The 24,670-nt window shown below is 64.6% G+C and carries 23 protein-coding genes; 15 read left to right on the forward strand and 8 right to left on the reverse strand.

Annotation, left to right across the window (positions count from 1 at the left end; translation table 11 throughout):
- Positions 1-5: 5 nt before the first annotated feature.
- The 7 genes from QN397_RS01155 (at position 6) to QN397_RS01185 (ending at position 6,399) form a co-directional block, all read left to right on the forward strand.
- Positions 6-314, forward strand: coding sequence for a hypothetical protein (locus QN397_RS01155; protein WP_323499848.1), 309 nt, complete (start codon positions 6-8; stop codon positions 312-314).
- A complete protein-coding gene (locus QN397_RS01160) occupies positions 311-1,345 on the forward strand; it encodes a GTP-binding protein (protein WP_323499849.1) in 1,035 nt (344 codons plus the stop codon). Before QN397_RS01155 ends, QN397_RS01160 begins: the two co-directional genes overlap by 4 nt.
- A gap of 99 nt (positions 1,346-1,444) precedes the next feature.
- Positions 1,445-2,869 carry a dihydropyrimidinase gene (gene hydA, locus QN397_RS01165; RefSeq protein WP_323499850.1) on the forward strand — a complete coding sequence of 475 codons (1,425 nt, stop codon included), beginning with the start codon at positions 1,445-1,447 and terminating at the stop codon, positions 2,867-2,869.
- A 142-nt stretch (positions 2,870-3,011) separates the two neighbouring features.
- Positions 3,012-3,209, forward strand: coding sequence for a hypothetical protein (locus QN397_RS01170; RefSeq protein WP_323499851.1), 198 nt, complete (start codon positions 3,012-3,014; stop codon positions 3,207-3,209).
- Complete coding sequence (locus QN397_RS01175; RefSeq protein WP_323499852.1) at positions 3,206-4,348, forward strand: ring-opening amidohydrolase; 1,143 nt, start codon at positions 3,206-3,208, stop codon at positions 4,346-4,348. The genes QN397_RS01170 and QN397_RS01175 overlap by 4 nt, the downstream gene beginning before the upstream one ends.
- 65 nt (positions 4,349-4,413) lie before the next feature.
- Positions 4,414-5,955: an amidohydrolase family protein gene (locus tag QN397_RS01180; RefSeq protein ID WP_323499853.1), complete on the forward strand. Its 1,542-nt coding sequence runs from the start codon at positions 4,414-4,416 to the stop codon at positions 5,953-5,955.
- 33 nt (positions 5,956-5,988) lie between these two features.
- Positions 5,989-6,399 (forward strand): DUF3830 family protein, encoded by a 411-nt coding sequence (locus QN397_RS01185; RefSeq protein ID WP_323499854.1) that lies wholly within the window; start codon positions 5,989-5,991, stop codon positions 6,397-6,399.
- Between the two features lie 8 nt (positions 6,400-6,407).
- Here the strand turns inward: QN397_RS01185 and QN397_RS01190 are convergent, their stop codons facing one another.
- The gene (locus QN397_RS01190; protein WP_323499855.1) at positions 6,408-7,082 is read right to left on the reverse strand and encodes an SOS response-associated peptidase family protein; all 675 of its coding nucleotides are present in this window, start codon (positions 7,080-7,082) and stop codon (positions 6,408-6,410) included.
- A 103-nt stretch (positions 7,083-7,185) separates the two neighbouring features.
- Complete coding sequence (locus QN397_RS01195; RefSeq protein ID WP_187053944.1) at positions 7,186-7,989, reverse strand: exodeoxyribonuclease III; 804 nt, start codon at positions 7,987-7,989, stop codon at positions 7,186-7,188.
- A gap of 11 nt (positions 7,990-8,000) precedes the next feature.
- Between QN397_RS01195 and pyrE the strand changes: the two genes are divergently transcribed.
- Positions 8,001-8,690, forward strand: coding sequence for an orotate phosphoribosyltransferase (gene pyrE / locus QN397_RS01200; protein ID WP_323499856.1), 690 nt, complete (start codon positions 8,001-8,003; stop codon positions 8,688-8,690).
- 33 nt (positions 8,691-8,723) lie between these two features.
- Positions 8,724-9,392 (forward strand): DUF4124 domain-containing protein, encoded by a 669-nt coding sequence (locus tag QN397_RS01205; protein ID WP_323499857.1) that lies wholly within the window; start codon positions 8,724-8,726, stop codon positions 9,390-9,392.
- A gap of 32 nt (positions 9,393-9,424) precedes the next feature.
- Here the strand turns inward: QN397_RS01205 and gatB are convergent, their stop codons facing one another.
- Genes gatB through gatC form a run of 3 tightly spaced genes read right to left on the reverse strand, consistent with a single transcriptional unit; the run spans position 9,425 to position 12,760 of the window.
- A complete protein-coding gene (gatB, locus tag QN397_RS01210) occupies positions 9,425-10,972 on the reverse strand; it encodes an Asp-tRNA(Asn)/Glu-tRNA(Gln) amidotransferase subunit GatB (protein ID WP_323499858.1) in 1,548 nt (515 codons plus the stop codon).
- A 1-nt stretch (position 10,973) separates the two neighbouring features.
- Positions 10,974-12,464, reverse strand: coding sequence for an Asp-tRNA(Asn)/Glu-tRNA(Gln) amidotransferase subunit GatA (gene gatA / locus QN397_RS01215; protein WP_323499859.1), 1,491 nt, complete (start codon positions 12,462-12,464; stop codon positions 10,974-10,976).
- Complete coding sequence (gatC, locus tag QN397_RS01220) at positions 12,461-12,760, reverse strand: Asp-tRNA(Asn)/Glu-tRNA(Gln) amidotransferase subunit GatC (RefSeq protein ID WP_187053949.1); 300 nt, start codon at positions 12,758-12,760, stop codon at positions 12,461-12,463. Before gatC ends, gatA begins: the two co-directional genes overlap by 4 nt.
- A 214-nt stretch (positions 12,761-12,974) precedes the next feature.
- Between gatC and QN397_RS01225 the strand changes: the two genes are divergently transcribed.
- The 4 genes from QN397_RS01225 to mrdA all read left to right on the forward strand — a co-directional run bounded on the left by QN397_RS01225 (position 12,975) and on the right by mrdA (position 17,702).
- Positions 12,975-14,018, forward strand: a complete 1,044-nt coding sequence (locus QN397_RS01225; RefSeq protein WP_187053950.1) for a rod shape-determining protein — start codon at positions 12,975-12,977, stop codon at positions 14,016-14,018.
- A 130-nt stretch (positions 14,019-14,148) separates the two neighbouring features.
- Complete coding sequence (mreC, locus tag QN397_RS01230; RefSeq protein ID WP_323499860.1) at positions 14,149-15,141, forward strand: rod shape-determining protein MreC; 993 nt, start codon at positions 14,149-14,151, stop codon at positions 15,139-15,141.
- Complete coding sequence (mreD, locus tag QN397_RS01235; RefSeq protein WP_323497230.1) at positions 15,138-15,659, forward strand: rod shape-determining protein MreD; 522 nt, start codon at positions 15,138-15,140, stop codon at positions 15,657-15,659. The genes mreC and mreD overlap by 4 nt, the downstream gene beginning before the upstream one ends.
- A 72-nt stretch (positions 15,660-15,731) precedes the next feature.
- Entirely contained in the window at positions 15,732-17,702 is a 1,971-nt protein-coding gene (mrdA, locus tag QN397_RS01240) for a penicillin-binding protein 2 (protein ID WP_323499861.1), read from the forward strand.
- Positions 17,703-17,736: 34 nt separating this feature from the next.
- Here the strand turns inward: mrdA and QN397_RS01245 are convergent, their stop codons facing one another.
- On the reverse strand, positions 17,737-19,191 hold the full coding sequence (locus tag QN397_RS01245; protein ID WP_323499862.1) for a hypothetical protein: 1,455 nt from the start codon (positions 19,189-19,191) through the stop codon (positions 17,737-17,739).
- Positions 19,192-19,698: 507 nt separating this feature from the next.
- On the opposite strand from QN397_RS01245, the gene QN397_RS01250 reads away from it, so the two are divergent.
- Together QN397_RS01250 and QN397_RS01255 are read left to right on the forward strand one after the other, a co-directional pair.
- Positions 19,699-20,934, forward strand: coding sequence for an ammonium transporter (locus tag QN397_RS01250; protein WP_323499863.1), 1,236 nt, complete (start codon positions 19,699-19,701; stop codon positions 20,932-20,934).
- A gap of 14 nt (positions 20,935-20,948) precedes the next feature.
- Entirely contained in the window at positions 20,949-21,263 is a 315-nt protein-coding gene (locus tag QN397_RS01255) for a hypothetical protein (protein ID WP_323499864.1), read from the forward strand.
- Between the two features lie 7 nt (positions 21,264-21,270).
- On the opposite strand, the gene QN397_RS01260 is transcribed toward QN397_RS01255, so the two are convergent.
- Both QN397_RS01260 and QN397_RS01265 read right to left on the reverse strand, forming a co-directional pair.
- Positions 21,271-22,887 (reverse strand): GMC family oxidoreductase, encoded by a 1,617-nt coding sequence (locus QN397_RS01260; protein WP_416352298.1) that lies wholly within the window; start codon positions 22,885-22,887, stop codon positions 21,271-21,273.
- Between the two features lie 127 nt (positions 22,888-23,014).
- Complete coding sequence (locus tag QN397_RS01265; RefSeq protein ID WP_323499866.1) at positions 23,015-24,532, reverse strand: CoA-acylating methylmalonate-semialdehyde dehydrogenase; 1,518 nt, start codon at positions 24,530-24,532, stop codon at positions 23,015-23,017.
- Positions 24,533-24,670 lie beyond the last annotated feature (138 nt).

The following is a 24,670-nucleotide window of genomic DNA, read 5'->3' on the forward strand; positions in this document are numbered from 1 at the left end:
ACAGCATGTGCGGCGTCTGCGGCTCGCTCGGCGGCGAGGAACACTGGAGCAGCGGCGCGGGCCGCATTCAAGGCGCATCGGCGCCGACGCGCCGGGCCGAGCGGGCCAAGCGCATCCGGGTCATCAACCGAGTGCTGGCCAACGCCCGCGTCACTGTGAGCGACTGGCAAGGGCGCTTCTATCTGGTGGCCGGTCCCACGGGCAAGCAACAGGTGGTCGATAGCCTGCCCCATGTCTGGCAGGCCGTGCAGGAGATCACCGGACGCAGCGTGGACCCGCTGGCGCAGGCCGACACGCTCCGCGCGGGTCCATGACCGAGCGCATTCCCGTCAATGTGCTGACCGGGTTTTTGGGCTCCGGCAAGACCAGCCTGCTGAACCGGCTGCTGCGCGACGCGTTGTTCAATAACTGCGCCGTGTTGATCAACGAGTTTGGTGACATCGGCATCGACCACCATTTGGTCGACCGCATCGAGGGCGACATCGTCTTGCTGCAGTCGGGCTGCATTTGCTGCACCATCCGCGGCGACCTGGCGAGCGCCATGCGGGACCTGTACGAGCGCCGCGAGCGCGGCGAGATACCGGCGTTTGTGCGGCTCATCATCGAGACCACCGGCCTGGCCGATCCGGTGCCGGTGCTCGCCACCGTGATGTACGACCGAGTGCTGCAGCACCACTTCCGTGTCGGCAATGTGATCACGACGGTGGACGCGGTCCACGGCGCGGGCAGTCTGGCGCAGTACCCCGAGTGCCAAAAGCAGGTGGCGCTGGCCGACCGCCTGGTGCTCACCAAGCTCGACATCGTTGACCCCGCGTTGCTACCGGCGTTGCAGCTGCAGCTGGCCCAGGTCAACCCGAGCGCGCTGTGTCTGGCGCTCGACCCCACGCAGCTGGACGCGCGCGCCATCCTGGGCGCTGACGTCTTCGATGTTGCGGGCAAGACCGAAGAAGTCGCCAGCTGGTTGCAAGCCGGCCGCCAACGCAACTACCTGGCGCTGGCTGCGCCCGGAGGGCCTGCCGCCGCGGACGCCAACGTGCATCGCGACATCGTGGCCTTTGCCTTGGACTTGCCCGAGGCCGTCGACTGGACCGTCTTCAGCGTCTGGCTGTCGCTGCTGTTGCATGCCCACGGCACCCAGGTGCTGCGCGTCAAAGGCCTGCTCAATGTAGAAGGGGCCGAGGCCCCGGTGGTGGTGCACGGCGTGCAGCAGTTGGTGCATCCGCCGACGCATCTGGCGCGCTGGCCGAGCGACGACCACCAGTCGCGGCTGGTCGTCATCGTGCGCGGCCTGGAACCGCAACGCGTGCAAGAGTCGCTGACCCGGTACCTGAGCGATTGTTGCTAGATCGCGCTCTGCGTTGTCGGTGACGCCAGTGCTGCGGCGCCACCAGGTCGGGTACGGATTTTGCAAACTGAAGCGGGCCCTTAACCACCCACCTTCACCATGCCCAGCACCCGCTCCGTCACCCTGATTCGCAATGGTCGCGTCATCACCGCCAGCGACGACTACGTGGCCGACGTGCTGATGCGAGACGGCTTGATCCACACCATCGGTCACGCGCTGGAAGTCGGCGGCGATGTGCTGGTGATCGACGCCACCGGCCTGTATGTGCTGCCCGGCGGCGTCGACACCCATGTGCATCTGGAAAACGTGATCGGCCCGACGGTGACCTGCGACACCTTTGCCAGCGGCACCAAGGCCGCGGCATTTGGCGGCACCACCACCGTGGTCGACTTCGCGCTGCAAACCGCGACCGATTCGCCGCTCGGGGCGATCGCCCGCACCCAGCGCAGTGCCGAGTCGCAAGTCGCGGTCGACTACAGCTTGCATGTGATCGTCACGCGGGTCGACGCCCAGGTGCTGCAAGACGTGCGGCACGCCATGCACCACGAGGGGGTGACCAGCTTCAAGATGTTCATGGCCTACCCCGGCGTGATGATGGCCGACGATGCGTCCATCTTTCGGATGCTGCGCCAGGTCGGTGCGGATGGCGGCATGGTGGCGTTGCACGCGGAAAACGGCACGGTGATCGACCTGCTGATCCAGGAGGCGCTGGAGGCGGGCCACACCTCGCCGCGCTATCACGCACTGACCCGTCCGGCCATTCTGGAAGGCGAGGCGACGCACCGCGGCATCCGGCTGGCCGAGCTGGCCCAGGCGCCGATTTACTTTGTCCATGTGTCGAGCAACGAGGCGCTCAAGCACATCGTCACCGCGCGCGCCGAGGGCATCCCGGTGTTTGCCGAAACCTGTCCGCACTACCTGTTGTTCGATGATTCGGTGTACCAAAGCGACGACCTGGAAATCGCCAAGTACGTGATGACGCCGCCGCTGCGCAGCGCCGACAACCAGAAGCATTTGTGGCGGGCGTTGCGCTACGACGACTTGCAGGTGATCGCCACCGACCATTGCCCTTTCTGCATGAAAGAGGGCCACCTCGGCTACCGCCTGCAGAAGATGCGCGGCAAGGATGATTTCTCGCAAATTCCGAACGGTGCCCCCGGCATTGAAACGCGCCTGGTCAGCCTGTTCGACATCGGCGTGATGCAGGGCAAGCTGTCGCTGAATCGCTTCGTCGAGTTGACCGCGACCACGCCGGCCAAGCTGTTCGGTCTGTTTCCGAAGAAAGGCACGATCGCCGTCGGCAGCGATGCCGACGTGGTGCTGTTCGACCCCAACGCCAGCCAGACCATCCACGCGGAGCACTTGCACAGCCATTGCGACTACACCTTGCTGGAGGGACGCACGCTGCGCGGTCGCGTCGAAAAGGTATTTCTCCGCGGCCAGCTGATCGTCGATGGGCCGCAGTGGCTGGGGCGCGCCGGTATGGGCCGCTTCGTGCCGCGCGGCGAAGTGCGGGCTTTTTAGTTGGATCGCGTCGGCCACGACACGCACTGAGGATGGCTTGAACGACGCATGGCCGGGCAACTGCGGGACGGCGTGATTCAGAGATTGCGATAAAGCGACAAGGCGAAGCGCTGATTGGCACGGCGGCTGCAAGGCGATGGGCATGAAAGCCTCCGCGCGCTCCCCACGCCCCAATTTGGCGCCGACGCTGCCCGAAACGGCGTCGTTCGGCCCCGTCGCGCACAACGCATGGCAACTCCATGCCGACCATGTCAGTTTCGTCAGCACCATCGGCGCCACGCCGCCCAGCATTCCGCTCAACCCTCTGCCGCTGGTGGCGGCGCTGGAGTACACGCTGTGAGCACGTCAACATCATCTGGCAAGGCGCAGAAGGTCGATGTATTTCGCGTGTCATGCAGTGGTCCGGCGGACCTTTCGGGCGTACAGGCGCTGATCGACGCGGGGCGGCTCGACCCGACACACATCGTCGCGGTGATGGGCAAGACCGAAGGCAACGGCTGCGTCAACGACCACACACGCGACTTCGCCGCCACGGCCTGGTGCCACTTCCTCGCGCCGCATCTCCGCTGCACGGTGGCGCAGGTGCACGACCGCGTGGCGCTCGTGATGTCGGGCGGCACCGAGGGCGTGCTTTCGCCGCACTTCACGGTGTTCACGCGTGGCTTCATCGATGTCAGCGATGCCGCGAGCGTGTCGGGCGAGAAGCGCCTGGTGATCGGCACGGCGCACACGCGCGCCTTCGCACCCGAAGAGATCGGCCGCATAGCGCAGGTAGCGGCCACGGCAGAAGCGGTGCAGGCCGCGATGCACGATGCGGGCATCGACGATGCGGCCGACGTGCACTTCGTGCAGGTCAAGTGCCCGTTGCTCACATCCGCCAAGGTGCTGGCGGCACAACTGCGCGGCGAAGTGACCGTCACGCGTGACAGCTATGAGTCGATGGGATGGTCGCGTGGCGCCTCGGCGCTCGGCGTCGGGCTGGCACTCGGCGAATTGCCCGCAGTCGATGAGGCGGCGATCCTGCAAGACAGCGCGCTGTATTCGGCACGGGCCTCGTGTTCGGCCGGCATCGAGCTCGAAGGCAACGTCGTCATCGTGCTGGGCGAGGCCATCGGCAGCGCATCGGCTTACCGCATCGCGCACACGGTGATGCAGGACGCGGTCGATGCTAGCAGCGTGCGCCGCCTGCTGCGCGAAGCCTTCGGGCTCGACCCCGAGCGCGATGCCGATGCCATCGCGGCACGTCTGGTCAACCTGCTGGCCAAGGCCGAGGCCAGCCCAAGTGGGCTGGTGCGCGGCGCCCGTCACACCATGCTGAACGACTCCGACATCAACGCCACGCGGCATGCCCGCGCGGCGGTCGGCGCCGTGCTGGCCTCGGTGGTCGGCCAGACTGCCCTCTACGTCTCGGGCGGTGCCGAGCACCAGGGGCCAGCGGGCGGTGGTCCGGTCGCCGCGATCCTCGCGGTCGCTAGCTGAAAGCCATGATGCGCAACGCCAACCTGGGCGTGGCATGCGATTCGACCCGCACAATTCGCACTGAAATGACGACACCCCAGATGCCTGGCGCTACGCCGACCCGACAAAGCTTTGATTGCGCCTGGCTGTTGACCGACCCCGGCGCTGCGCCTGCGCAGGCCGATGTGCGAGTGGCAGTTTCGGGCGGTCGCGTGGCATCGATCGATGCGCTGGAGGCACTGGGCGCCGCAGTCACGGCGCGTCGCCTGCTGGCCTTGCCGGCGCTGTCCAACGCCCACGACCACGCCCGCACCGTCCGCAGCGCCACTCTCGGCGCCTTCAACCAGCCGCTCGAAAGCTGGCTCCCCTACCTCGGCCTCGCGCCCGGCGTCGACCCTTACCTGTGCGCCGCCACATCCTTTGCGCGCTCGGTGCGTCACGGCGTCGCCAATTTGATGGTTCACTACACGCGGGTGCAGGGCGGCATGCCGTATGTCGACGAGGCCCGTGCGGTGGCACGGGCGGCGAGTGATGTCGGCGTGCGCATCGGCTTCGCGATCGCGATGCGCGACCGCAACGGCATCGCCTATTGCGACGACGCGACGGTGTTGAAGGCACTGCGGCCGGGCATTCGCAACGCGGTCGCGCAGCGGCTGTCGGTCAAGCCGATGGCGCCGGCGCAGCAACTCGCGTTGGTGGACGAGGTCGCTGCGATGGTGAGCGAAGGTGGCTATGGCGATTGCGTCACCGTGCAGTACGGCCCGGCCGCCGTGCAGTGGTGCAGCACGCCGTTGCTCGAAGCGATTGCACAAGCATCCGCTGACACCGGCCGGCCCGTGCACATGCACCTGCTGGAAACCAAGTACCAGCGCGCATGGGCCGATGCGGCGCATCCCGGCGGCGTCGTTCAATTTCTCGACAGCATCGGCTTGTTGAGTCCGCGTCTCACGCTGGCGCATTGCACCTGGGCGCGCGGCGACGAGCTGGCGCTGCTGGCCGAGCGCGGCGTGACCATCGCAGTCAACACCAGCTCCAACCTCGGCCTCAAGTCGGGCATCGCGCCACTGCCCGAGATGCTGAAGCGAGGCTGTCGCGTGGCGATGGGCCTCGACGGTATGGCGTTCGATGAAGACGACGATGCGCTGCGCGAGATGCGGCTCGCCTATTCGCTGCACCGTGGCTGGGGCTTCGACACGACGATGACGCGCGATCAGCTGTGGGGCTTTGCGGCGCGACACGGTCCGCGCAGCGTGGGGGGCGCCTTGCGTAGTGGTGGACGCATCGAGCCCGGCGCGCCGGCCGACATCGTGCTGCTCGATTGGGATGCGCTCGACGACGATGCGCTGTTCTCCAACATCGATCCGCTCGATCTGTTGTTGGCGCGCGGCAATGGCAGCCACATCGCGCAGGTGTTGATCGCCGGCCGCTGCGTGGTCGAAGGCGGCCGTGTGACCGGCATCGACGAGACGGCCTTGCGTGCCGAGTTGTTGGCGCGAATGCGCGCGGCTCTGTCCAGCGATGTGTCCAGCGATGCGGCCAGCGCTTCATGGCGCGGCACGGTACAGGCGCTGTCCGAGGACCTCGCGCCGTTCTATCGCAGCGGGCACTTCGGCGGCTGCTGCGACTGACCCACTTTCAATATCTCAATCTTTGAATCTCGCATGACACGACTCGACATCACCGCCGGCGGCCTTCACTTCGTCGCCGAAACCCATCCGGACGCACCGCTCACCGTGGCTGCTTTTGCCAAGCTGCTGCCGTATCGGCAGAAGCTGATTCATGTGCGATGGAGCGGCGAGGGCTGCTGGGTTCCGCTCGGCGACTTTCAGTTGGGCGTCGGCTTCGAGAATCACACCGCCCATCCATCACGCGGCGACATCCTGTTCTACCCGGGCGGCTACAGCGAGACCGAGATCATCTGGGCGTATGGACCGTGCAGCTTCGCGAGCCGCATGGGGCCGCTGGCGGGCAATCACTTCCTGACGATCGTCGAAGGGCGGGATCAACTTCAGGCGCTCGGCCGCAAAGTGCTGTGGGAAGGTGCCCAGGACGTTCTGTTCGAACTGGCCTGAGCCCAAGCTCAACCGAAGCTGGCGGCCTCGACCGACGTTGTCTGCTTCGGCAGTGCGATCGGTACTTCGGTCACCCACATCTGCAGCGGATACGGCCGAAGGAATGCCGATGTTTCTTCGATGGGCGCATAGAGCCACTCGTCGACCCAGCCGTCGGGCAGGATCACAGGGCGCCGCCGCGGACGTTCGCCCCTGAGTTGCTGCATGAGCGCGTCTTCGGTGGCGTCGATCGTCAGCAGCGCAAAGCTCTCGACACACGCGCCTTGTGGCGAGCGCCAGCCATTCCACAGTCCGGCGATGCAAAACGGTGCGCCATCGAATCGCTCGATGCGAATTTCGCTGCCGGTGTCGGTCGTTTCGAACAACGCATCGGCAACCACCACGCAGCGGTGCGAGCGTTTCCATGGCTGATAGAAGTTGCGTTCGGTCGCGGCGGTTTCGCTGGCTGCTTCATGCGTAAGGCGGTCACGACCGTCCGGTGAAAACAGCGGGATCAAACCCCAGCGGCCGGTCGCGGCTTCAAAGCGAGGTAGCTTGCCGCCGCGGGCCGCGTCGGTGCGCGGTCGGCAGACGAACACGCCTTGATCGTGGACGCGAACTTCAGGCGCCACGGCCGGCGGCTGAACGCCAAACTGGCGCCAAAAATGCGCTGGATCCTGAACGGCGTGATAGCGGTGGGCCATGCGACCAACTCTAAATGCAACGGAATATTTCGGGAGAAAAATTGCGGCCAGCAGTTAATGCAAACGGCTTACCTTTCCCCTGAATTCGGGGCTTTTTACATCTTCAAAGCGAAAAATCGTAGTCGACGGTGATCGGCGCGTGGTCGCTGAACTTGACGGTCTTGAAGATCGACTCGTGCTGTGCCAAGTGAGCGAGCGCTGGCGTCGCCAAGTGGTAGTCGAGACGCCAACCCACGTTGTTGGCATAGGCCTGACCACGGTTGCTCCACCACGTGTAGGCCGCGTCAGTGGTCTCGGGCTGCAGCATGCGATAGACGTCGACCAGTCCGGCGCCCTCGGTGCCGGCATCGAGCAGTCGCGTCATCCAGGCGCGCTCTTCAGGCAAGAAGCCGCTGTTCTTCTGGTTGCCGCGCCAGTTCTTTAAATCGATCTGCTGGTGCGCGATGTTGATGTCGCCGCACAGGATGAACTCGCGTTCTTTCTTCAACGCGGTCAGATGCGGAAAGAAGCCCTTGAGGAAACGGAACTTGGCCGCCTGCCGTTCCTCGCCCGAGCTGCCGCTGGGGAAGTAGCAGCTGATGATCGACAGCTTGCGCGCAGGGGTGTCGAAGCGCAGCTCGAGGTAACGGCCTTCGGCATCGAACTCGGCGTCGCCCCAGCCGATGACGACGTCGCTCGGCGCATGGCGCGTGTAGATCGCGGTGCCGGCGTAACCTTTTTTCTCGGCGAAATGGAAGTGGCCTTTCAGGTTGGCCATTTCTTCGAATCGGCCTTCGACATCGCTTGCCTGGACGCGGATTTCCTGCATGCAAATACAATCCGGCGCCAGTTCGGCCACCCAGTTGGCCACGCCCTTGGTCGTTGCCGAACGAAGGCCGTTGAGGTTGAGGCTTGTAAGTTTGAACAAAGGAATTCCCGATGGCTGAGTTGACTGAATTGAATGAGGCTGGCCGTTCGGTCGCGCTGGACTTCGTGCAGTTCGCGATCGATTCCGGGGTGCTGCGCTTCGGCGAGTTCAAGACCAAGGCCGGTCGCATGAGTCCCTACTTTTTCAACGCGGGCCTGTTCGACGATGGCGCCAAGCTGATGCGGCTGGCTGAATTCTATGCAGACCGATTGATCGAAAGCGGCATCGAGTTCGACATGATCTTCGGCCCGGCCTACAAGGGCATTCCATTGGGGGCGACGGTGGCGGCGGAGCTGGCCCGGCGTGGCCGCAACGTGCCGTTTGCTTACAACCGCAAGGAAGCCAAGGACCACGGCGAGGGCGGGACGCTGGTCGGTGCGCCGCTTGCGGGTCGCGTGCTGATCGTCGACGACGTCATGTCCGCCGGCACTGCGGTGCGCGAATCGATCGCGGCCATCGAGGCTGCCGGCGCGGTCGCGCACGGCGTGGTCATTGCGCTCGACCGACAGGAGAAGGCGACGGAGAACGGCATCGATGTAGACCACAGCGCCGTGCAATATGTACGCAATCAGCTTGGCATGGAGGTGGTGGCCATCTCCACGTTGAACGACTTGCTACATTACCTCTCGGAACGCACAGACTCCTCGCTGGGCGTTCATCGCGAGGGAGTTATGGCTTACCGAAAACGCTACGGCGCTTGAGCATTTTTGGTCGGCTGAAAGACAGGATTTCTGGTGCGCACACATAATTTTCTCGCGATCTTGTCGGCAGTACTTTTGCTCGTTGGAGGCGCAGCGACAGCGCAGACGACAGCCAACTCGGGCGGTCCGAGCGGCGGCATCTACAGCTGCACCGATTCGCGCGGCCGCATCATCACCGCCGATCGCCCCATCGCCGATTGCATCGACCGCGAGCAGCGCGAACTCAACCCGAGCGGCACCACGCGCCGCACGGTCGAGCCGACTTACACCGCACGAGAATCGGCCGAGCGCGAGGAGCGCGCGAGGCAGCAGTCGCTGCTTCAGGCGCGCCAGCTCGAAGAGCGGCGACGGGAACGCGCGCTGCTGGTCCGATACCCCAACGCCGCGGCGCACAACCGGGAGCGCGCCGAGGCACTCGTGCAGATCGACGCTGTGACCCAGGCAGCAAAGAAGCGCCTGGCCGAGCTGTCCGACGAGCGCAAGAAAATCGACGAAGAGCTCGAGTTCTACAAAAGCGACATCGGCCGCGCCCCGGGTGCCGTGCGCCGCAAACTCGACGACAACGTGCAGAGCATGGCGGTGCAAAACCGCTTTGTCAGCGACCAGGAAGACGAGAAGAAGCGAGTGAATTCGCGCTTCGATGATGAGCGAATCAAACTGCGCCAACTCTGGACATCAGACGCTGGCGGCACGGCGAAATAGCCGACGCTCTCGCGGGCGCCGGCTCTGCTGAGCTAGCTCAACTTCGACTTCAAGAGCGCGTTGACCTGTGCCGGGTTGGCCTTGCCCTGGCTGGCCTTCATCACCTGACCGACGAGCGCGTTGAAGGCTTTCTCTTTGCCGGCGCGGTACTCGTCGATGTTCTTCTGGTTGGTCGCCAACACGCCGTCGACGATGGTTTCCAGGGCGCCTGTATCGCTCATCTGCTTCAGGCCCTTGGCCTCGATCAGCGCATCGACGCGTGCTAAATAATCGGCTGCTCTGCCGACATATGCCTCCGCCACAGGAGCGCCACTCATCTCTCCTGCGCCCCACAGAAGGCTGAGTATTTCTTTGGCTGCATTGTTTGAGATCGTTCCATCAGCAATGCGGCCAATGAGCGACGCCAACAAAGTCGCGCTCACCGGAGATTCTTGAATTCCGATTTCCTGCGCATTCAGCAGCTTTGCCATCTCGCCGGTGATCCAGTTGCTTGCGAGCTTTGGCGCAGCACCTGCCGCGACCGTGTCGTCGAAGTAGCGCGCCAGTGCCGTGCTCTGCGTAAGTTGCGCCGCGTCGTAATCGGAAAGTCCGTGTTCCGTCACATACCGCGCCGCCATCGCACGTGGCAGTTCCGGCATCTCAGCCTTGACGCGGTCGATCCAGTCTTGCGCAATTGCCAGTGGCGGCAAGTCCGGATCGGGAAAGTAGCGGTAGTCGGCCGCGTCTTCCTTGGTCCGCATGGCGCGCGTCTCGCCCGAGTCGGGGTCGAAAAGAATGGTTGCCTGCTGTACCTTGCGGCCATCTTCGATCTCTTCGATCTGCCAGCGAATCTCGTAGTCGATCGCCTGCTGCATGAACTTGAAGCTATTCAGGTTCTTGATCTCGCGTCGCGTGCCCAACGGCTGGCCGGGCTTGCGCACCGACACGTTGGCGTCGCAACGGAAGCTGCCTTCCTGCATGTTGCCGTCGCAGATGCCGATCCACGTCACGATCTTGTGCAGCTCTTTCGCATACGCCACGGCCTCGGCGGTCGAGCGCATGTCGGGCTCGCTCACGATTTCGAGCAGCGGGGTACCCGCACGGTTCAAATCGATGCCCGACTGGCCGATGAAGTTCTCGTGCAGCGACTTGCCCGCGTCTTCCTCGAGGTGCGCGCGCACCAGGCGCACGGTTTTCGATTCGTCGCCTACGAAGAAAGTCACCTCGCCGCCCTGCACCACCGGAATCTCGAACTGGCTGATCTGGTAGCCCTTGGGCAGGTCGGGGTAGAAGTAGTTCTTGCGCGCGAACACGCTGCGCGGCGCGATGGTCGCGCCGAGCGCCAAGCCGAGCTTGATGGCGCGTTCGACTGCGCCCTTGTTCATGACCGGCAGCGTGCCCGGCAGCGCCAGATCGACCGCGCAGGCCTGCGTGTTGGGCTCGGCACCGAAGGCGGTCGAGGCACGGCTGAAGATCTTGCTGGCAGTCGACAACTGCGCATGCGTCTCGAAGCCGATGATGACTTCGTAGCCACGCACCAGCGGGCCGGTCGGTCGGCCTTCCTGCATCTGTTCGAAAGAGTTCATCACGGGTTGGCTCATCTCAAAAGCCCTCCGGCGTACGTGTGTGCCAATCGGTCGCTTGTTGAAAACGATGCGCTGCATTCAGCAACTTCGCTTCGCCGAAATAGTTGCCGATCAATTGCAGGCCAACGGGCATGTGCCCATCGAAACCGGCCGGCAGGCTCATGCCCGGCAGGCCGGCAAGCGAGGCGGGGAGGGTGAAGATGTCAGCCAGGTAGTCGGCGACAGGGTCGTTGCCATGCTCGCCGAACTTCCACGCGACCGTGGGTGCCACCGGGCCGGCGATGACGTCGCATTGCGCAAAGGCCTGCTGGAAGTCGTCGGCGATCATGCGGCGCACTTTTTGCGCCTGCAAGTAGTAAGCATCGTAGTAACCGTGGCTCAGTACGTAGGTGCCGATCATGATGCGGCGCTTGACCTCGTCGCCGAAGCCTTCTTCGCGCGTCTTGCCGTACATGTCGGCCAGGTCTCTGTACTGCTTGGCGCGATGGCCGAACTTGACGCCGTCGAAGCGGCTCAGGTTGCTCGAGGCTTCGGCCGCGGCAATGATGTAGTAGACCGGGATCGACAGCTCGGTGCGCGGCAAGCTCACCTCGACGCGGCGGGCACCTAGCTTCTCGTATTCGGCAAGTGCTGCATCGACCGCAGCGCGCACGCCGGGCGCGACGCCGTCGCCCAGAAACTCCTTGGGCACGCCGATGCGCAGGCCATCGAGCGAAGCATCGAGCGAGCGCGAATAGTTCTCGGCTGGGCGGTCGATCGATGTCGAGTCGCGGTCGAGATCGGGTCCGCACAGGGCCGACAGCAGCAAGGCGCAGTCTTCAGCCGAGCGGGCCATCGGGCCGGCCTGATCCAGGCTCGACGCAAAAGCCACCATGCCATAGCGCGAGGCGCGGCCGTAGGTCGGCTTGATGCCGGTCACGCCGCAGAAAGATGCGGGCTGGCGGATCGAGCCGCCGGTGTCGGTGCCGGTGGCGGCCGGTGCCAGTCGTGCCGCCACGGCCGCGGCACTGCCGCCGGACGAGCCACCCGGAATGCGCGCCCGATCCCACGGGTTGTGCACCGGCACGGCCTTGTCGTGGCCGACCGCAGGCACGGCGACGTTCTCGTTGGCCGAGCCCATGGCGAACTCGTCGCAGCTGAGCTTGCCGAGCGTCACGGTGCCGGCCTCGGCCAGCTTGCGCACCACGGTCGCATCGAAAGGGGATCGGTAGCCGGCCAGGATGCTTGAGCCCGCGGTGGTCGGGAAGTCGAGCGTCACGAAGATGTCTTTGTGCGCGATCGGCACGCCGGCGAGCGCGGGTGCGTTGCCGGCCGCAATCGATGCATCGGCTGCACGGGCCTGGGTCAACGTGACCTCCGGGTCGACCGCGACGAAGGCGCCGAGCGCTTCATGCAACTTCATGCGACCGAGAAAGTGTTGCGCGGCTTCGACGGCCGAGACTTCGCGTGCGGCGAGTGCCCGCGCCAGCTCGGCCACGCCTTTTTCGTGAATCTGCTTGCCGCTCATTCGATCACCTTCGGCACCAGGAACAGGCCTGCCTCGACGGCGGGGGCACTTCTTTGATTGGCTTCGCGGTTGTTCGGCTCGCTCACCACGTCGTCGCGCAGGCGCAGCGTGATGTCTTCGATGGCGGCCACCGGATGCGCCAAGGGCTCGATTCCGGCGGTGTCGACGGCGCGCATCCGCTCGACCAGTTCGAAAAAGCCGTTGATCTGGCCTTGCAAGCGCTCGCTCTCGTCGGGGGCGAGTTGCAGGCGCGCCAGCGAAGCGATGCGCGCAATATCGGAAGCGGAAAGTGACATCGGGAGAGTGGCTTGGTCCGGTGAAAGCACCGGTGGCATTGCACCCTTGAGGGGCGTGCAAACGTGAAAAAGACAGGGGATTCGGTTATTATCCCGCCTTTGCCGCAACCCCCGCGAACGCGCCGGCATTTGCCGCAAAAGCCCTCAATTTCACCTGTCAAACCAAGGGCGATGCCATGCCGAAGCGCATGCCGTGCCCGCAGAGGACCCCTTCATGTTCGGTACTTTCCGTCGGTATTTTTCTACCGATCTCGCAATTGACCTCGGTACGGCCAACACCCTGATCTTCGCGCGCGGCAAGGGCATCGTGCTCGACGAGCCATCTGTAGTCGCCATCCGCCACGAAGGCGGCCCGCATGGCAAGAAGGTCATTCAAGCGGTCGGGCGAGAGGCCAAGGCCATGCTTGGCAAGGTGCCGGGCAACATCGAGGCGATCCGCCCGATGAAAGACGGCGTCATCGCGGACTTCGTGATCACCGAACAGATGATCAAGCAGTTCATCAAGATGGTGCATCCGCGCACGCTGTTCACGCCGAGTCCGCGCATCATCATCTGCGTGCCCTGCGGTTCGACCCAGGTCGAGCGCCGCGCCATCAAGGACGCGGCTGAAGCGGCCGGCGCCACGTCGGTCTACCTGATCGAAGAGCCGATGGCCGCGGCGATCGGTGCCGGCCTTCCGGTGTCGGAAGCGTCGGGCTCGATGGTCGTCGACATCGGCGGCGGCACCACCGAAGTCGGTGTGATTTCGCTCGGCGGCATGGTCTACAAAGGCAGCGTCCGCGTCGGTGGCGACCGCTTCGACGAGGCCATCATCAATTACATCCGCCGCAACTACGGCATGCTGATCGGCGAGCCGACGGCCGAAGTCATCAAGAAGACCATCGGGTCAGCCTTCCCGGGCTCCGAAGTCAAGGAGATGGAAGTCAAGGGCCGCAACCTGTCCGAAGGCGTGCCGCGCAGCTTCACCATCAGCAGCAACGAAGTGCTGGAAGCGCTGACCGATCCGCTCAACAACATCGTTTCGGCCGTGAAGAACGCGTTGGAACAGACTCCGCCCGAACTGGGCGCTGACATCGCCGAGCGCGGCATGATGTTGACCGGTGGTGGTGCGCTGCTGCGCGATCTTGATCGCCTGCTGGCCGAGGAAACCGGTCTGCCTGTGCTCGTCGCCGAAGACCCGTTGACTTGCGTGGTGCGCGGTTGCGGCATCGCCCTGGAGCGCATGGACCGTCTTGGAAGCATCTTCACGTCGGAGTGAGGTCGCTCGCGCCCAGGTCGCGCGCAGTTCGTGTCGCGCTCCCACCCCCGGCCGGGGACGCTGCCAGCGTCCCGGCAAAGCCGGCTCCACGGCAGCCCTGAAACAAGCCACTCGTGTGGCATAAAGCGCCATGCCGCTCGGTACCCTTGACCGCACCGCCCCGCCCCTCTTCAACCAGGGGCCGTCGGCACTCAGCAAGCTGGTCTTTTTCAGCGCGCTAGCGCTGTTCCTGATGGTGGCCGATGCCCGGTTCCACATCGTGCAACCGCTGCGCGCGGCCATCGGTGCCGTGCTGTATCCGGTGCAGTGGCTGGCACTGAAACCGGTGCAGGCGATGGTCGGCGGCGGTCGTTACCTCGAAGATCTGCAAACGGCGCAGAGCGGCGAATCCGATGCGCGCAAGGCGCTGGCGGTGCAGTCCGAGCGCGCCAGCCAGTCCGACACCCTGTTGCAAGAAAACTCGCGGCTGCGGTCGTTGCTCGAACTGCGCGCGAGCACGCCGACGCCATCGCGTGCGGCCGAGGTTCTCTATGACGCAGCCGACCCTTACACCCGCAAAGTCGTGATCGACCAGGGCATGACGCACGGCATTGCCGCGGGCTCGCCGGTCATCGACGAGCACGGGGTGCTGGGTCAGGTTACGCAGGTGCAGCCCTTCACCAGCGAGATCACGCTGGTGATCGATCGCGACCTGGCGATTCCGGTACAAAACACCCGCACCGGCGCGCGCAGCGTGGCGTTCGGCGATGCCAATGCGCACGGCGGCGGGCTCGAACTGCGCTTCATGGCCGCGAACTCGGACTTGCAAGAGGGCGATCTGCTGTCGACCAGCGGCGTCGACGGCGTCTATCCGGCGGGCTTGCCGGTCGCGAAGATCGACCGTATCGAGCGCCGCGCCGACTCCGCTTTCGCGCGCATCCATTGCCTGCCACTGGCCCGTGTGAGCTCGGCGCGCTATGTGCTGGTGCTGGCGCCGACCGGTGCCAACACGCCGCCAAAGCCGGCACCGTCCGCCGCGCCAGCGGCTGCGGCGGCCGCAAAGAAAAAGGCCGACAAGGCAGCGGAAAAAGCAGCTGAGAAGAAGCCCGCCGCCAAGCCGAAACCCAAGGAGCGCCAACCATGATCATGCGACCCGGCCAGCAGCAGTTGCTGCTCCCCCTCAGTCCGCTTTTCATGTGGACCAGCCTGTTCGTGGCGCTGCTGCTCAACATGATCCCGATCGGGCGCGCGGCGTGGACGCCCGACCTGCTGGCGCTGGCCATCGTCTTCTGGAGCGTGCACCAGCCGACCCGCATCGGCATCGGCGTCGCGTTCGCTTTCGGCCTGGTGATGGACGTGCATCAATCGGCGATGCTCGGCCAGCATGCGTTGTCGTACACCACGCTGGGCTACTTCGCGATCGCGATTCATCGGCGCCTGCTCTGGTATCCGGTGGCCTCGCAGGCGCTGCAAGTGCTGCCGCTCTTCGCGCTGTCGCACGTCATCGAACTGGCCATTCGCATGATCGGTGGCGGCGTGTTCCCCGGGTGGAACCTGATGGTGTCGCCGGTCATCGAAACCATCCTCTGGCCGTTGGCGAGCCTGCTGTTGCTGGCACCCCAGCGTCGCACGCCCGAGCCCGACGCCAACCGTCCGCTGTGAGCAACGCTCGAGCCTGTTCGATCTGCCTTCGATTTGCCCTGACGTGGCATCCCACCTAAGCTCAATCGCCCCATGACTGAAATACGCAACGTCGCTGCCGAGGTCGCGCGCTTCAAGCGCCGCGTCATCGTCACCGGGCTCGCGGTGCTGGTGGCTTTCGGCCTGCTGTGCATGCGGCTCGTGTACCTGCAAGTCGTGCGGCACGAAGACCTGGCCGAACAGGCTGAAAATAACCGCACGGCCGTTGTGCCGGTGGTGCCCAACCGGGGCCTCATCCTCGACCGCAACGGCATCATCCTGGCGTCGAACTACTCGGCCTACACCCTGGAGATCACGCCGTCGAAGGCTGTGGATGTCGACGCGACCATCGATGGCCTGGCCGAGGTGGTCGATGTCACGCCGCGCGACCGACGCCGCTTCAAGCGCCTGCGCGAAGACTCGCGCAGCTTCGATTCGGTGCCGATTCGCACACGCCTGAGCGACGAAGAAGTGGCGCGATTCGCGGCGCAGCGCTATCGCTTTCCGGGTGTCGAGATCAAGGCGCGGCTCTTTCGAAACTACCCCAACGGCGAGATCGCGAGCCATGTGCTCGGCTATATCGGCCGCATCAACCAGACCGAAAAAGCGGCGATGGAAGATTGGGAAGACGAGGACTTCGCCAACTACAAAGGCACCGAATACATCGGCAAGCTCGGCGTCGAGCAAAGCTACGAGAAAGAGTTGCACGGCCTGACGGGCGTCGAGCAAATGGAAACCTCGGCTGGTGGTCGCGCTGTGCGGCGATTGGCGGGCCATCCGGCGACGCCAGGCAACACCGTCATGCTGGCGCTCGACATCAAGCTGCAGAAGATGGTCGAAGACATGTTCGGGGACCGGCGCGGCGCGCTGGTGGCGATCGACCCCAAGACCGGCGAAGTTCTGGCCTTCGTCAGCAAGCCGACCTTCGACCCCAATCTGTTCGTCGAAGGCATCGACACCGAGAGCTGGAAAGAACTCAGCGAGTCGCTCGACAAGCCGCTGCTGAACCGCGCGCTGCGCGGCACCTACCCGCCCGGCTCGACCTACAAGCCCTTCATGGCACTGGCCGCCCTGCAGACCGGCAAGCGCGGGCCGAACGTGATCGTGAACGACCCCGGCTACTACAACTTTGCCGGGCACCGCTTCGGCAGCCCCGAAGGCAACCTGGGCGGCGTCGACATGCGGCGCGCCATCCAGCTGTCGAGCAACATCTATTTCTATTCGCTCGCCAACGAGATGGGCGTCGACCTGATTCACGACTTCATGAAGCCGCTCGGCTTCGGGCAGATCACCGGCATCGATCTGAGTGGCGAATTGCGCGGCGTGCTGCCGAGTCAGGAGTGGAAGCGCAACGCCTACAAGCGGCCCGAGGCCAAGAAGTGGTACGCCGGTGAAACGATTTCGCTCGGTATCGGCCAGGGCTACAACAGCTTCACGATGCTGCAGCTGGCGCAGGCCACCTCGATCGTTGCCGAAGGCGGTATCAAGCACCAGCCGCATCTCGTGCTGGGCACGCGTGACACGGTCACCGGCCAGATGACGTCGGTGGTGCAGCCGCCGGCCATCAACCTCGGCTTCAGCGCTGCCAACGTGTCGGTGGTGCGCGACGGATTGATGGCAGTGATCTCGGCCGGCACGGCGCGCAGTGTGTTCGCCGGCGCAGGCTACGTTGCAGCAGGCAAGACCGGCACCGCGCAGGCCGTGACGCAGGCACAAAACACGAAGTACAACGCCAAGTCCCTCGAAGAGCACCAGCGCGACCACGCTTTGTTCATGGCGTTCGCGCCTGCCAATGACCCGAAAATCGCGGTGGCGGTGGTGGTCGAAAACGCAGGTTGGGGCGCCGGTGCCGCAGCCCCCATCGCGCGCCGGGTGTTCGACTACTGGTTGATGGACCAGTACCCGAGCGAAGCCGACATGGAAGCCATCAAGACCGGCAAGGCAGCGGCGCCTATAGGCAAGCCACGCGTCGCCAGCGAAGTCGCCTGGCCGACTGTGGCCGCGACGCCGGCGACTGCGCCCTGATCAACGGCTCCCTGACACGCACCCAGACGACCGCCTAGAGATTCTTCAGGAAGGTCAGGCTGGGCGAAAAGAAGTACTCGCCGCCTTTCATCTTCACGAAACCTGCGAACGGCGCATTGTTGGCAAAGCCTTCCGCTGTGTCGTCCCAGGTCTTGGGCAGCTTTTGGTCGCCCGGATTGTTGGGCCCTTGGCCGATGACCGGATCGATGCCGTGCGGGCTGCCGGGCTGCAGCGGAAACTGCGTGAGGTTGACCCAGGTTTGCTGGGTGAATTTGAACTGGTCGCCAATCTTGTGGTTGTAGGCCATGAAAAGGAGGCCCACGCCACCTGTCGGCAACGAGGGCGCCACGTCGGCGGTGAACTCGGCCAGGCTGCCGGAATCGGGCAGCTCCGACGGATGCACATCGCGTTTGACGTCTTCGTACGGAATGCCGCGTCGCGCCATCAGGTGCATGCGTTCGAGCGCCGGCGTCTCGGCGTTGCCGCTGCCGCGCGGGTTGGTCTTGCGGATGTGGCCATGAAACGGGCAACGCGTGCCGGCATCGCCGTCGTAGTTGAAGTTATTCGGTGGATCGTCGTCCCGTGCGTCTTTGGAGAGCGTCACTGGCGTGCCGTCTTCGAAGCGGCCGACGATCATCGCGCCGGCGAGTTCGCGGTCCTCGCCTTCGAGCTCGAGCACGTCCGCAATCTCCTGCTCTCGCGTCTTGAATCCGCGCACGTCCTGTTCGAGTTTGCGGAACACGAAGAAGCTGCCGAAGGAGAACGTGTCGGTCACGCCGGGGTCGTCGACCAGCGCCAGCTTGAGCGGAAAGCCCGGGTCCCAGCGCGACGAGCCTGTGGCGGAGGTCTCGGCGTCGATGTCTTCCTGCAGCATCAGGGGCTGGCTGCGGCCGTCGACATAGCCGAAGTTCTCGATGCCGTCGCCGCGCGCGTTTTTCAAGGCCCGACCATGCTGGACGTGGACGATGGTGCCGCCCGCGTCTTCGATGAGCTCTTTGACCTTTGCGGCCAGTGCGGCCGTCTTGCCCTCCGTTTCGTCGGCTGCGAGCACCATGCCATGGATATCGCTCTGGAACGGCGTTTCCCAAACGGTGACGGCCGGGTCGGCAAGCGCTGAAATGCTGTCGGCAGCCTTCATGCCGCCGCGGAAATCTGTGTCGGTCGGGGCGCTCGCGGCAAGGCCAAGTGCCTGGTAGCCGGTAAAGCTCAGCGCCAGGTGCACGAACGGACCGCCGCCGTCGCACTTCTTGCTCGCCTTGAATTTTTCCGCGTCGAGCAATTGCCGATGGGCGCTGACGACATGAAAGTTCGCGAGGTCGCGCAGCATGCGTTTCGAGTCTTTTGCTGCCGGGCCGAACTTGAAGAAGATATCCGCAGTCGACTCTCGCCCGTGGCCCTTGAGGATGTTGCCCTGCAGGGCCTGCAGCAACTTGAGCTCGTCCGAGTCGGCCTTTTTCCAGGCGAGCGGTTTGGTCAGATGAATCGGCATGACGAAATCTCCTGTGAGTGGGGGATTTCAGTCTAGGAAGCCGTCTTGCCGTCCACATCCGCCGGATGGTGGAACCATCGCGACGGCCTCGGCGGCAGATGGTCTAGCACCGTCGGAAAGTTAGAAGGCCGTTTGTTGGTGAGTGCTGACCATCTGGCCAGGACCTGCGGTAGCTATATGCCGCCATGCAAGCGTCTGTGAAGCGCGCAAAAAAAAGCGCCGACCAGCGGCGCTTCGAAAAGGTATTCAGGCATCTCGAATGGATGCCTTGAATATTTATTGTTTAACAGTCGGAAGCTTTGTCTCCTCAGACCCTCGACAGCCGGGACGTGCCCGCTTGCGAGTGGCGAGACTTTAGGTTGTCGCACCGAGGTAGTGCATTAGGAGTAACCCGCTCTAAAGCGTGCGCGGCGTCACGTTGGCGACGTGAGTTTGTTTCTGGAAGTTAACAAATGGCACGACTCGTGCAGGCAAAGAGCGTCCCAAATTCCCGATTGGCTCTTTCCGATGGCACTGGTTCCCCAAGCGTCCCTCAATGGCGCCGACACCGCCTGGCTTATGACATCGACCGCGCTGGTCCTGCTCATGACGCTGCCCGGCATCGCGCTTTTCTATGCGGGCATGGTGCGGCGCAAGAGCGTGCTGAACACGATGGCCAGTGTGCTGGTCGTCGCCGCCGCCGTGTCGATCACCTGGTTTGCGATGGGCTACTCGCTGGCGTTTACTGCGGGCTCGTCATGGCTCGGCGGCACGAGCCGCTTCTGGTTTGCCGGCTTCGACTATCTGAAAGAAGCGGGCACCGTTGCGGTGAGCCATGTCGCGCCGAATGTCCCCGAGTCGGTGTATGCGATGTTCCAGCTGACCTTCGCCATCATCACCTGTGCGCTCGTCGTTGGCTCATTCGTGGAGCGCATGCGGCTGTCGGCGGTGCTCTGGTTCGCCCTGCTCTGGAGCGTCCTCGTCTATGCGCCGATCGCGCACTGGGTCTGGGAGCCGGGTGGCTGGCTCGCCCAAATGGGGGTGCTCGACTTCGCTGGCGGCTCGGTGGTGCACGTGAACGCGGGCGTGGCGGGCCTGGTGTGTGCCTATGCGGTCGGCCCGCGCCGCGGCTACGGGCGCGAGTCTTTCGAGCCCTACAGCCTGGCGTTGACGATGGTCGGTGCCGGCCTGTTGTGGGTGGGCTGGTTCGGATTCAACGCTGGTTCTGCCGTGGCGGCCGATGGCCGAGCCGGGCTTGCGATGCTGGTGACGCACCTTGCCGCAGCGGCGGGCGCGCTGAGCTGGATGATCGGCGAGTGGACGACACGGCGCAGCCCATCGTTACTCGGCTTGTGTTCTGGCCTGGTGGCAGGTCTGGTGGCGATCACGCCGGCTGCGGGCTTCGTGACGCCGCCCGCAGCAGTGGCCATCGGTCTGATCGCCGGGCTGGCCTGCTACTGGGGTGCAACCGCGCTCAAGCGCGTGCTGCGGGCCGACGATTCGCTCGACGTCTTCGGCGTGCATGGCATCGGTGGCATCGTCGGCGCGCTGTTGACGGGGGTCTTCGCAGACAGCCGCATCTCCGGCGGAACGGGCCACTTGGGCGTGCAGGCGCTTGCCATCGGCGCGGTCGCGCTTTACAGCGCCATCGGCACGGGGCTGGTGCTGCTGGTGGTCCACATCGTGGTCGGCCTGCGCGTCAGCGACGAGACCGAAGCGGTGGGCCTCGACCTCGGCCAGCAGCGCGAGCGCATCGGCACCTGAAGGATCACAACGACATGACCGAAGAGGATCGCATAGCCGCAGCGGCCCGACTGCACGTGGCGCTGCGCCGGAAGACCGGCCGCGTGACCGACACAGAGTGGATGTCCGTCAACGTCGAGTACGCGACAGCGATAGTGCGCATTGCGCGGGCGCACGCAATGGCGACGAGCGATCTCGATCTGGCGGCCATCGCCACGGGGCTCGAATTTGCGATGGCGCCGCTGGCGCCGCTGGCGCTCGAAGCACGGGTGAAGGCGGCGGCTGCGAAGGCCGGGCTGGCGCCGGTGATCTCGAAAGGCGCCCCGCGCTATGTGGGTGGCTTGCGGTGAGCCCCAGCTAAATTGCGGCGCTCCTCGACTTGGCGCCGGCCACGGCCTCTTCGTGCATCCAGCCTGCGGCCTTCTCCGCCATCATCAACGTCGGGCTGTTGGTGTTGCCGCTGGTGATCGTGGGCATGGCACTGGCGTCGACCACCCGCAGGCCATGGATCAAATTGCCGCGCCCATCGCGCACGCGCATGCGGGAGTCGAGCACGGCCATCGAATCGCTGTCGGCGCCCATCTTGGCGGTGCCGACCGGATGGAAGATGGTGGTTGCGATGTCGCCCGCCAGCCGTGCGAGCTCGTCGTCGGTCTGGTACTGCACGCCGGGCTTCCACTCTTCGGGCTTGTACTTTGCCAACGCCGGTTGCGCCGCGATGCGACGCGTGACGCGCAGCGAATCGGCCGCGACCTTGCGGTCTTCATCGGTGCTCAGGTAGTTGGGCGAAATCGCCGGCGCGTCCTGGTAGCGCGGGCTCTTGATGCGCACGGTGCCCCGACTGGTCGGGTTCAGGTTGCACACGCTCGCGGTAAAGGCCGGGAAGCTGTGCAGCGGCTCGCCGAAAGCATCGAGCGACAGTGGCTGCACGTGGTACTCGAGATTCGGCCATTCGTGCTCGGGCGAACTGCGCGTAAAGGCCCCGAGCTGCGACGGCGCCATGCTCATCGGGCCGCTGCGCTTCATCACGTATTCGAGGCCGATCTTCGCTTTGCCGAAGAGCGACGAGGCCAACACGTTGAGTGTCGGTGCGCCTTCGATCTTGAACACCGCGCGAATCTGCAAGTGGTCTTGCAAGTTGCCGCCGACGCCGGGCAGGTCGGCCACGACCGGAATCCCATATTCCTGCGATAGCGCCGCGGGTCCAATGCCCGAGAGCTGCAGGATCTGCGGCGAGCCGATGGCGCCGCCGCACAGCACCACTTCTTGCGTCGCATGGGCGATCACCATCTCGTGCCCGTCCCACACCTGCACGCCGGTGCAGCGCTGGCTTCCGTCGGCCTGCTTCTCGACGATGAGCTTGGTCACCTGCGCGCTGACCCACATCTCGAAGTTGGGCCGCCCGTAGCAAACCGGCCGCAAGAACGCCTTGGCCGTATTCCAGCGCCAGCCGTCCTTCTGGTTGACCTGGAAGTAGCCCACGCCTTCGTTGCTGCCGCGATTGAAGTCGCTGCTGTGCGGAATGCCGGCCTCTTGCGCCGCCAGCGCAAAAGCATCGAGGATGTCCCAGCGCAGCCGCTGCTTTTCGATGCGCCACTCGCCGCCGGCGCCATGCATCTCGTCGGCACCGAGGTAGTAGTCCTCGTGCTGCTTGAAAGCGGGCAGCACGTTCTCCCAGCGCCAGGCGTCGTCGCCGGTGAGAGTGGCCCACTGGTCGTAGTCGCGTGATTGCCCGCGCATGTAGATCATCCCGTTGATGGACGATGAACCACCGAGCGTCTTGCCGCGCGGATAGCGCAGCGTGCGCCCGTTGAGGCCGGCATCCGGCTCTGTGTTGTAGAGCCAGTCGGTGCGTGGGTTGCCGATGCAATACAGATAGCCCACCGGGATGTGAATCCAGTGGTAATCGTCCTTGCGCCCCGCCTCGATCAGCAGCGTGCGCTTTTGCGACTGCCGCGTGAGCCGGTTGCACATCAGCGCGCCGGCCGTGCCGCCGCCGATGACGATGTAGTCGAAAGTGGTGTCGTTGCTCAAGCCGTTGTCTCCAGATCAAACAAAAAAGCCCGGGACGGTGTGCCGTGCCTCGGGCTGTATTCGGAGCTTACTTTGCCGTGGGCATGACGAACTCTGCACCCTTGCCGATGCTCTCAGGCCAGCGCTGCATGATGCTCTTTTGCTTCGTATAGAAGCGCACGCCTTCTTCGCCGTAGGCGTGCATGTCGCCGAACAGGCTCTTCTTCCAGCCGCCGAAACCGTGCCATGCCATCGGCACCGGAATCGGCACGTTGATGCCGACCATGCCGACCTGGATGCGCCGCGAAAACTCGCGCGCCACGTTGCCGTCGCGGGTGAAGCAGCTCACGCCGTTGCCGAACTCATGCGCGTTGATGAGCTCGACTGCTTCTTTCAAATCGCCGACACGGACGCATGAGAGCACCGGACCGAAGATCTCTTCCTTGTAGATGCGCATCTCGGGCGTGACGTGGTCGAACAACGTGCCGCCCATCCAGAAGCCGTCGTCGCAACCCTTGCCGGCCTTGGCGCCGTCGAATTGGCGGCCGTCAATCACGAGCTTGGCGCCTTCTTTCTCGCCCAGGTCGATGTAGCCGGTGATGCGTTCGTGCGCGGCGCGCGTGACGATCGGGCCCATCTCGGCTTCGAGGTTCTCGCCGTCGAGTACTTTCAGCGTTTTGGTCCGTTCGATCAGCTTGGGCATCAGCTTGTTGGCCACGTCGCCCACCAGCACCGCCACGCTGATCGCCATGCAGCGCTCGCCGGCCGAGCCGAAGCCGGCGCCGATGAGCGCGTCGACCGCCTGGTCGATGTCAGCATCAGGCATTACGACCATGTGGTTCTTGGCACCGCCCAAGGCCTGCACGCGCTTGCCGTGATGGGCGCCGGTTTCGTAGATGTAGTTGGCGATGGGGGTCGAGCCGACGAAGCTGATCGCCTTGACGTCCGGGTGCTCCAGCAGCGCATCGACCGCGACCTTGTCGCCTTGCACCACGTTGAAGACGCCGTCGGGCAAGCCGGCCTGCTTGAGAAGCTCGGCCATGCGCAGCGAGACACTTGGGTCGGTCGGACTCGGCTTCAGGATGAACGTGTTGCCAGCGGCGATGGCGACCGGGAACATCCACATCGGCACCATCACCGGGAAGTTGAAAGGCGTGATGCCGGCGACCACGCCGAGTGGCTGGCGCAGCGTCCAGTTGTCGATGCCGGTCGAAACCTGGTCTGTGAAGTCGCCTTTGAGCAATTGCGGGATGCCGCAGGCGAACTCGACGACGTCGATGCCGCGCGAGACCTCGCCCTGCGCATCGGTGAACACCTTGCCGTGCTCGGCGGTGATGAGGTGGGCGAGCTCGTCCTTGTTCTGATTGAGCAGGTCCAGGAACTTGAAGAGCACGCGAGCGCGGCGAATGGGCGGCGTGTCGGCCCAGGCGGGGAACGCGGCTTGCGCCGCGGCCACGGCGGCATTCACTTCTACCGCGCTGGCCAGGCCGGTGGCGCCCGTCACCATGCCGGTGGCCGGGTTGGTCACATCCTGGCTGCGGCCGGACGCGTTGGCGACCATGCGGCCGTTGATGAAGTGATCGATCGGTGTCTTGGTGATTTGCATCGGGTGTCTCGCTTGGGGCGGAAAAGGTTGATGGACAGCGTGCGCGGAGCCGCCAGTGATGATGGAGTTTAGGCAGCGCAAGCTCGGCCGCCAAGGCGCAAACACTGAACGCATTGTTCGCTATGGTGAACAATGCAT

The sequence above is a fragment of the Variovorax sp. RTB1 genome (assembly GCF_035018765.1).
In the GTDB taxonomy this organism is placed as follows: domain Bacteria; phylum Pseudomonadota; class Gammaproteobacteria; order Burkholderiales; family Burkholderiaceae_C; genus Variovorax.

Bases quoted from the DNA above. Each gene is read 5' to 3' on its own strand.
- pyrE (WP_323499856.1), top strand. From the start codon at position 8,001: ATGGCTGAGTTGACTGAATTGAATGAGGCTGGCCGTTCGGTCGCGCTG.
- hydA (WP_323499850.1), top strand. From the start codon at position 1,445: ATGCCCAGCACCCGCTCCGTCACCCTGATTCGCAATGGTCGCGTCATC.
- QN397_RS01245 (WP_323499862.1), bottom strand. From the start codon at position 19,191: ATGCCGATTCATCTGACCAAACCGCTCGCCTGGAAAAAGGCCGACTCG.
- QN397_RS01265 (WP_323499866.1), bottom strand. From the start codon at position 24,532: ATGCAAATCACCAAGACACCGATCGATCACTTCATCAACGGCCGCATG.
- QN397_RS01170 (WP_323499851.1), top strand. From the start codon at position 3,012: ATGAAAGCCTCCGCGCGCTCCCCACGCCCCAATTTGGCGCCGACGCTG.
- gatA (WP_323499859.1), bottom strand. From the start codon at position 12,464: ATGAGCGGCAAGCAGATTCACGAAAAAGGCGTGGCCGAGCTGGCGCGG.
- mreC (WP_323499860.1), top strand. From the start codon at position 14,149: ATGCCGCTCGGTACCCTTGACCGCACCGCCCCGCCCCTCTTCAACCAG.
- QN397_RS01225 (WP_187053950.1), top strand. From the start codon at position 12,975: ATGTTCGGTACTTTCCGTCGGTATTTTTCTACCGATCTCGCAATTGAC.
- gatB (WP_323499858.1), bottom strand. From the start codon at position 10,972: ATGAGCCAACCCGTGATGAACTCTTTCGAACAGATGCAGGAAGGCCGA.
- QN397_RS01255 (WP_323499864.1), top strand. From the start codon at position 20,949: ATGACCGAAGAGGATCGCATAGCCGCAGCGGCCCGACTGCACGTGGCG.
- mrdA (WP_323499861.1), top strand. From the start codon at position 15,732: ATGACTGAAATACGCAACGTCGCTGCCGAGGTCGCGCGCTTCAAGCGC.
- gatC (WP_187053949.1), bottom strand. From the start codon at position 12,760: ATGTCACTTTCCGCTTCCGATATTGCGCGCATCGCTTCGCTGGCGCGC.
- mreD (WP_323497230.1), top strand. From the start codon at position 15,138: ATGATCATGCGACCCGGCCAGCAGCAGTTGCTGCTCCCCCTCAGTCCG.
- QN397_RS01185 (WP_323499854.1), top strand. From the start codon at position 5,989: ATGACACGACTCGACATCACCGCCGGCGGCCTTCACTTCGTCGCCGAA.
- QN397_RS01160 (WP_323499849.1), top strand. From the start codon at position 311: ATGACCGAGCGCATTCCCGTCAATGTGCTGACCGGGTTTTTGGGCTCC.
- QN397_RS01250 (WP_323499863.1), top strand. From the start codon at position 19,699: ATGGCACTGGTTCCCCAAGCGTCCCTCAATGGCGCCGACACCGCCTGG.
- QN397_RS01180 (WP_323499853.1), top strand. From the start codon at position 4,414: ATGACGACACCCCAGATGCCTGGCGCTACGCCGACCCGACAAAGCTTT.
- QN397_RS01260 (WP_416352298.1), bottom strand. From the start codon at position 22,887: ATGTGCAACCGGCTCACGCGGCAGTCGCAAAAGCGCACGCTGCTGATC.
- QN397_RS01155 (WP_323499848.1), top strand. From the start codon at position 6: ATGTGCGGCGTCTGCGGCTCGCTCGGCGGCGAGGAACACTGGAGCAGC.
- QN397_RS01190 (WP_323499855.1), bottom strand. From the start codon at position 7,082: ATGGCCCACCGCTATCACGCCGTTCAGGATCCAGCGCATTTTTGGCGC.